The sequence below is a fragment of the Actinophytocola sp. genome (assembly GCF_035634895.1).
Taxonomy (GTDB): Bacteria; Actinomycetota; Actinomycetes; order Mycobacteriales; family Pseudonocardiaceae; genus Actinophytocola.
Map to the genome: position 1 here is coordinate 1 of NZ_DASQCC010000205.1, position 7747 is coordinate 7747.

Below are 7747 nucleotides of genomic sequence, written 5' to 3' on the forward strand. Positions count from 1 at the left end.
GACCACGACACAAACCCACTCAACGCCTCAGCACACTCACCCATCCGCGCCTTGAACACCTCGCACGAACCCAACAGTTCCCGCGCCATCCCCACCCACTGCGAACCCTGACCCGGAAAAACGAACACCACACGACCGTCGAGCGCGGCGCCGCGTACTGTCTCGCCAGGTCCGAGACGAACGGCGCGGTGTGGCAGCAGAGCGCGGGAGTTGAGCAAGGAGTAGCCGACGTCCAGCGGACTCCCATCCAGAGTGTCCAATGTGGATAGTTGAGCGTCCAGTGCACCCTCCGTGCGGGCCGACACCACCCACGGCACCGGCCCGTCGGACTCGTTCGGCCGTCGTTCTGGTGCGGGGACGTGTTCGAGGACGACGTGGGCGTTGGTGCCGCTGACCCCGAACGACGACACCCCCGCGCGGCGCGGGTGGCCGGTCTCGGGCCACGGTGTCGCCTCGGCGAGGAGGGACACGGCACCGGCCGACCAGTCCACCTTGGACGTCGGGGCGTCGACGTGCAGGGTGGCGGGCAGCACGCCGTGCCGCATCGCCATGACCATCTTGATCACGCCGGCGACGCCGGCGGCGGCCTGGGTGTGGCCGATGTTGGACTTGATCGACCCGAGGAGCAGCGGGCGGTCCCGGTCCTGCCCGTAGGTCGCCAGGACGGCCTGGGCCTCGATCGGGTCGCCCAGGGTCGTGCCGGTGCCGTGCCCTTCCACCGCGTCCACCTCGGACGTCGTCAGTCCCGCGCTGGCGAGGGCCGCCCGGATCACCCGTTGCTGGGACGGGCCGTTCGGTGCGGTCAGCCCGTTGGACGCGCCATCGGAGTTGACGGCCGAGCCCTTCACGATCGCGAGCACCGGGTGACCAGCGCGTCGTGCGTCGGAGAGGCGTTCGACGAGCAGGGCACCGACGCCCTCGCCCCAGCCCGTGCCGTCCGCCGCGTCGGCGAAGGGTTTGCACCGTCCGTCGGGCGCCAGGCCGCGCTGGCGGCTGAACTCGACGAACGCACCGGGTGTCGCCATCAGCGCCACTCCGCCGACGAGCGCGAGGGAGCATTCGCCCTGCCGCAGTGCCTGGCCCGCGAGGTGCAGGGCGACCAGCGAGGACGAGCAGGCGGTGTCGACCGTCACCGCCGGTCCTTCGAGGCCGAACGCGTAGGCGACCCGGCCGGAGACCACGCTGGAGGACGTACCAGTGAGCAGGTAGCCCTCTGTCTGGTCGGCGCCGGCGGCCGCGGCCGACCGTGCCACCAGTGCGGCGTACTCCTGGCCGCTTACCCCGGCGAAGACGCCGGTCTTGGTGCCGTGCAGGGATGCCGGGTCGATCCCGGCTCGTTCGACCGCCTCCCACGATGCCTCCAGCAGCAGGCGCTGCTGCGGATCCATCGCGGTGGCCTCGCGTGGGGAGATGCCGAAGAACTCCGCGTCGAAGTCGCCCGCGCCGTCGACGAACCCGCCCTGCCGGACATAGGAGGTGCCGGGGTGGTCCGGGTCGGGGTGGTACAGGCCGGCCAGGTCCCAGCCCCGGTCGGCCGGAAAGTCGGACATGCCGTCGCGGCCGTCGGCCACCAGGCGCCACAGGTCCTCCGGTGACTCGACGCCGCCGGGCAGCCGGCAGCTCATCCCGATGATCGCGATCGGCTCGTCCGTCGCGACCCCGGCGGTCGTCACCTGTTCCTCCGCGCCGAGCAGCAGCTCGCGCAGGTGGCGGACGAGGGCGGCCGGGTTCGGGTGGTCGAAGACCAGGGTGGCCGGCAGCTTCAACCCGGTCGCGGCGGCGAGCCGGTTGCGTAGCTCGACCGCGGTCAGCGAGTCGAAACCCAGGTCCTGGAAGGCCTTGGTGGCGGGAATCGTCCCGGCCGTGCCGTGTCCGAGCACCGTGGCCACGTGCGATGCGACGAGGTCGAACAGCAGGCGGTCGCGGTCCGCCTCGGGAAGGGCCGCGAGGCGCTTCGCGAGTGCCGGCGCGTCGGCGGAGTTGTCGGCGGTCCGGCGGACCGAGCCCGTGATCAGCCCCCGGAACAGGGCGGGGACCGTGGGCGCCCGCCGCCAGGGCGTGATGTCCAGCCGGACGGGGACGAGCAACGCGTCGTCCATGCCGAGCGCGGCGTCGAACAGCGCCAGTCCGTCCGCTGTGGACATGGTGTGCAGGCCCGCGCGCGCCATTCGGGACACGTCGGCGTCGTCGAGGTGCCCGGTCATGGCGCTGCGTTCGGTCCACAGTCCCCAGGCCAGGGACTGTCCTGGCAGACCGGTCGACCTACGATGCGCGACGAGGCCGTCGAGGTAGGCGTTGGCCGCGGCGTAGTTGGCCTGGCCGGCCCCACCGAGGACACCGGTGGCCGAGGAGAACACGACGAACGCGGCGAGGTCGTGGTCGGTGGTCAGCTCGTGCAGGTTGCGGGCGGCGTCGGCCTTGGGGCGGAAGACGGCCTCGACCTGTTGGGGGGTCAGTGAGTCGATCGTGCCGTCGGCCAGGACACCCGCGGCGTGGACGACGGCGGTGAGCGGTCCGGTGCCGGCGAGCAGTTCGGCGAGCGCGGTCCGGTCCGCGGCGTCGCACGCGGCGATCTGGACGTCGGCGCCGAGCCCGGTCAGCTCGTCACGCAGGTCGGTGGCGCCATCTGCGGCGAGTCCCGTCCTGCTCGTCAGCACCAGTCGGCGGACGCCGTGTCGTTCGACGAGCCTGCGCGCGATCTGCCTGCCGAGCACACCGGTGCCACCCGTGATCAGCACGGCGCGGTCCGGGTCGAGAGGCGTGGGCAGGCTCAGGACGACCTTGCCGACGTGGCGCGCGCCCGCGAGGAACCGCAGTGCGTCCACGGCCCGGCGGACGTCGAACACCGAGACGGGCAGCGGCCGCAGCGCACCGGCGTGGAACAGGTCGACCAGCTCGTGCAGCATCTCGCCGATGCGGACCGGCCCGGCCTCCATGATGTCGTAGATCCGGTAGGCGACACCGGGGTGTGCCTCGGCGACCGCGTCGGCGTCGCGCCGGTCGGTCTTGCCCATCTCGAGGAACCGGCCGCCGCGGGGCAGCAGCCGCAGGGACGCGTCGACGAACTCGCCGGACAGCGAGTTGAGCACCACGTCCACACCCCGGCCATCGGTCGCGGTGAGGAACCTCTTCTCGAAGTCCCGTGTTCGCGACGACGCGAGGTGGGTGTCGTCGATCCCGAGCGACCGCAGTGCGGCCCACTTGGCGGGGCTCGCGGTCGCGAACACCTCCATGCCGAGGTGACGGGCGAGCTGGATCGCGGCCATGCCGACACCGCCCGCGCCGGCGTGCACGAGCAGCGACTCGCCGTGCCGTGACTTCGCCAGGTCCATCAGCCCGTAGTAGGCGGTGAGGAACACGACCGGCACGGCGGCCGCCTCGGCGAACGTCCAGGCCGGCGGCATGTGCGCGATCATCCGGTGGTCGGCCAGCGCCACCGGACCGATGGAGGCCGGGAACATGCCGAACACCCGGTCGCCTGGGGCGAACCCGGTGACACCGGGTCCCGTCTCGAGCACGACGCCGGCCGCCTCGCCACCCAGGCCGTCCTGGTCGACCATCCCGAGGGTGAGCAGGACGTCGCGGAAGTTGAGGCCCGCCGCGCGGATCGCGAGCCGGACCTCGCCGGGTGCCAGGTCTCGTTCGACGTCCGGGTACGGCTCGGGACCGGCGTTGTCCAGGGTGCCCTTGTCGGTGACGTCCAGCCGCCACGGTCGGGTGGGTAGCGGGTCGGGGGATGCCGGTGCGAGGCGCGGTGCGAGCACTTCGCCCGCGCGGACGGCCAGTTCGGGTTCGTCCAGTGTGGCCAGGGCCGCGAAGGGGATGTCCTGGGTGTCGTCGGTGCCGTCGGTGTCGATGAGGACGAACCGGCCGGGGTGTTCGGCCCGCGCCGAGCGGACGAGTCCCCACACCGCCGAGGCGACCGGGTCGGTGACGTTGTGGCGGCCGTCGACCGCGACGGCTCCTCGGGTGGTGACGACGAGCGTGGTGTCCGCGTTCGCGTCGTCGGCGGTCCACGAGCGAAGGACGTCGAGGACGGCGTCGACCGTCTTCCGTGGGTCGTCACCGGTCACCGGGGCCACGACGACGTTGGCGGTCGCACCATCAGCAGGAGGGGCCACGGCCGTCCACACGAGCCGGAACAGCGAGTCACGCGGCACGGCCCGCGCCTCGGTGGTCGGCAACGCGCGCAGGGCGAGGGACTCCACGGTCGCCACCGGCTTGCCTGCCGCGTCGGCGGCCCACACCGCGACGGTGCCCGCGTCCGTGACGGACAGCCTGACGCGCAGCGTCCTCGCGCCGGTGGCGTGCACGGTCACGCCGGACCAGGCGAAGGGCAGCCGGAGGTCCCCGCCGTCCGAGGTGACCGCGACGGCGTGGAGGGTGGCGTCGAGCAGTGCGGGGTGGAGGGTGAACCCGTGTGGTTCGACGTCGTCCGGCAGGGTGACCTCGGCGTAGAGGTTCTCGCCGTGCCGCCAGACGGCGCGCAGGCCGTGGAAGGTGGGGCCGTAGCCGAGTCCCGCCCGCGCGGCGCGTTCGTAGAAGCCCTCGATGTCGACTGGCTCGGCGCCGGGTGGCGGCCAGGTGCTGAGGTCGAAGTCGGCGGGTCGGGCCGGGGCCACGACGCCCGAGGCGTGCCGGGTCCAGGTGTCCTCGCCGGTCCGGGAGTAGATCGAGACCGGCCGTCCGCCGTCCGCGCCGGGGGCACCGACCTGGACGTGTATGGAGGCGTTCTCCTGTGTGGTCAGTACGAGGGGGACTTCGATGGTGAGTTCGTCGACGCGGTCGCAGCCGACTTCCTCCCCGGCCCGTCCGGCGAGTTCGACGAACGCGGCACCCGGCAGCAGGATGGTGTCGGCGACGGTGTGCTCGGCGAGCCAGGGGTGGGTGCGGGTGGAGAGCCTGCCGGTGAACAGCAGTCCGGCGTCGTCGGCCAGTCTGGTGGTGGCGCTGAGCAGGCCATGGTCGACGGCGGTGAGGCCGAGGTCGTGGGCGTCGCCGAACGAGGGGGCGTCCAGCCAGAACCGTTCGTGTTGGAACGGGTAGGTCGGAAGGTCGACGCGACGGGCGCCGGTGTCGGCGAACACGGTGCGCCAGTCGACGGGAGCGCCGCCGACCCAGGCCTGCGCGAGGGATCGGGTCATCCGCGTCATGCCGCCGTCATCACGACGCAAGGTGCCCACGACAACCGCGTCCGCCCCGGCCGCCTCGACACTCTCCTCCACACCCATCGTCAACACCGGATGCGGACTCACCTCGACGAAAACAGAAAAGCCAGCCTCCAACAACCCGGCAGTGGCATCCCCGAACAAGACCCTCTCACGCAAATTCCTGAACCAGTACTTGCCATCCAAGCCGGCCGTGTCGAACCAATCACCGGTCACCGACGAAAAGAAAGGAACTCCGGACGAACGAGGAGCCACATCTCCCAACACACCGACAACAGACTCCCGCAACACCTCAACCTGACCAGAGTGCGACGCATAGTCCACCGGCACCCACCGACACCGCACTCCCCGCCGCTCGCACTCCCCCACCACCCGCTCCAACCCCGCCACATCACCCGACAACACCGTCGACGACGGACCATTCACCGCGGCGACACCAACACCCCAGGTATCAGCCTCGCCCGAGAGACCCTCGACCTCGCCCAACAGACGTTCAACCTCAGACACCCCCAAACCCACCGACACCATGCCGCCGCCACTCAAAGCCACCAACAAACGAGAACGCGACACCACCACCCGCGCACCATCCACCAACGACAAACCACCCGACACCACCGCCGCCGCGATCTCCCCCTGCGAATGACCCACCACCGCAGCAGGCACCACACCGAAAGACCGCCACACCTCAGCCAACGACACCATCACAGCCCACAACACCGGCTGCACCACATCAACCCGACCCAACAAACCCTCATCACCCAACACATCAAACAAGGACCAGGAGACCTGGCTCCCCAACGCCTCAGCACACTCACCCATGCGCGCCTTGAACACCTCGCACGAACCCAACAGTTCCCGCGCCATCCCCACCCACTGCGAACCCTGACCCGGAAAAACGAACACCACCCTGCCGCCGGTGACCTTGCCCGTCACCGCGCCGGACGTGCTCTCCCCGGCCGCGGTCGCGGCCAGTGCGGCCGGCAGGTCGTCGAGCAGCACCGTGCGGTGGTCCAGCGCCGCCCTGGACGTCGCGAGCGAGAAGCCGACGTCCACCGGGTCCTCATCCACAGTGGACAGAGCGCGGGCCGTGTCCGAGACGGCGGCGGCCGTGTTGCCGGAAAGGACCCAGGGCAGCGCGGTCGGCGGGGTCCGGACGTCGTCGGACAGCTCTTCACTCGACGCCTGTTCGATGATCACGTGTGCGTTGGTGCCGCTGATCCCGAACGACGACACCCCGGCACGCCGGGTGCCCTCAGGCCACGCCCGGGACTCGGTCAGCAGACGCACCTCGCCTGCCGACCAGTCCACATGGGGGGTGGGCTCCGCGAGGTTGATCGTCGCGGGCAGCGTCCCGTGCCGCATGGCCATCACCATCTTGATCACGCCGCCGACGCCCGCGGCCGCCTGGGTGTGGCCGATGTTGGACTTCAGCGACCCCAACCACAGCGGCCGGCCGGCGTCGCGGTCCCTGCCGTAGGTGGCGAGGAGCGCCTGCGCCTCGATCGGGTCGCCGAGCGGCGTTCCCGTGCCGTGCGCGTCGACCGCGTCGACCTGGTCGGTGGTGAGGCCCGCGGCGGTCAGTGCCTGGCGGATCACCCTTTCCTGGGAGGGGCCGTTCGGCGCGGTGAGCCCGTTCGACGCGCCGTCGGAGTTCACCGCCGAGCCGCGCACGACCGCGAGCACCGGGTGGCCGAGCCGCACCGCGTCCGACAGCCGTTCCACCAGCAGCAGTCCCACTCCCTCGGACCAGCCGGTGCCGTCGGCATCCGCCGCGAACGGCTTGCAGCGGCCGTCCGGTGCCAGCCCGCGCAGCCTGCTGAACTCGACGAAGGCCGCTGGGGTGGACATCACGGTCGCGCCGCCGGCAACGGCGAGGGTGCACTCGCCGCGCCGCAGCGACTGGATCGCGAGGTGCAACGCGACCAGCGAGGACGAGCAGGCCGTGTCGATGGTGACCGCGGGGCCTTCGAGGCCGAACGTGTACGCCACGCGGCCGGAGGCGATGCTGCCCGAGCTGCCGTTGCCGAGGTAGCCCTCCAGCCCGTCCGGGATGACCGGCATGCGGGCGGCGTAGTCGTGGTACATGAGCCCGGTGAACACGCCGGTCCTGCTGCCACGCAACGAGTCCGGGGCGACACCGGCTCGTTCGAACAGCTCCCAGGTGACCTCGAGCAGCAGGCGCTGCTGGGGATCCATGGCCAGCGCCTCGCGTGGCGAGATGCCGAACAGGTCCGGGTCGAACTGGTCGGCGTCGTGCAGGAAGCCGCCGTGGCGGGTGAGACTGGTGCCGTGTGCCTCGGGGTTCTGGTCGAACAACGTGTCCAGGTCCCAGCCACGGGTGGTGGGAAAACCCGCGATCCCGTCGCCGCCCTCGTCGACCATCCGCCACAGGTCCTCCGGGGACCGGACCCCGCCCGGGTACCGGCAGCCCATCGCCACGATGGCCACCGGTTCGCCGACCCGTTCCTCGGTTTCCCGCAACCGACGCCTGGTCTCGTGCAGGTCCGCCGTCACGCGCTTGAGGTAGTCCCGCAGTCGCTGTTCAGTGGACACGGCCATCGGCTCCTCGGGGTGAACGT

The 7747-nt window shown here is 71.3% G+C and carries 1 protein-coding gene; it reads right to left on the bottom strand.

Annotated elements, in window-relative coordinates:
• Positions 1-7721 (bottom strand): SDR family NAD(P)-dependent oxidoreductase (locus tag VET29_RS31010; protein WP_414636668.1); only part of this gene is annotated, 7721 nt, incomplete at its 3' end.
• Positions 7722-7747 lie beyond the last annotated feature (26 nt).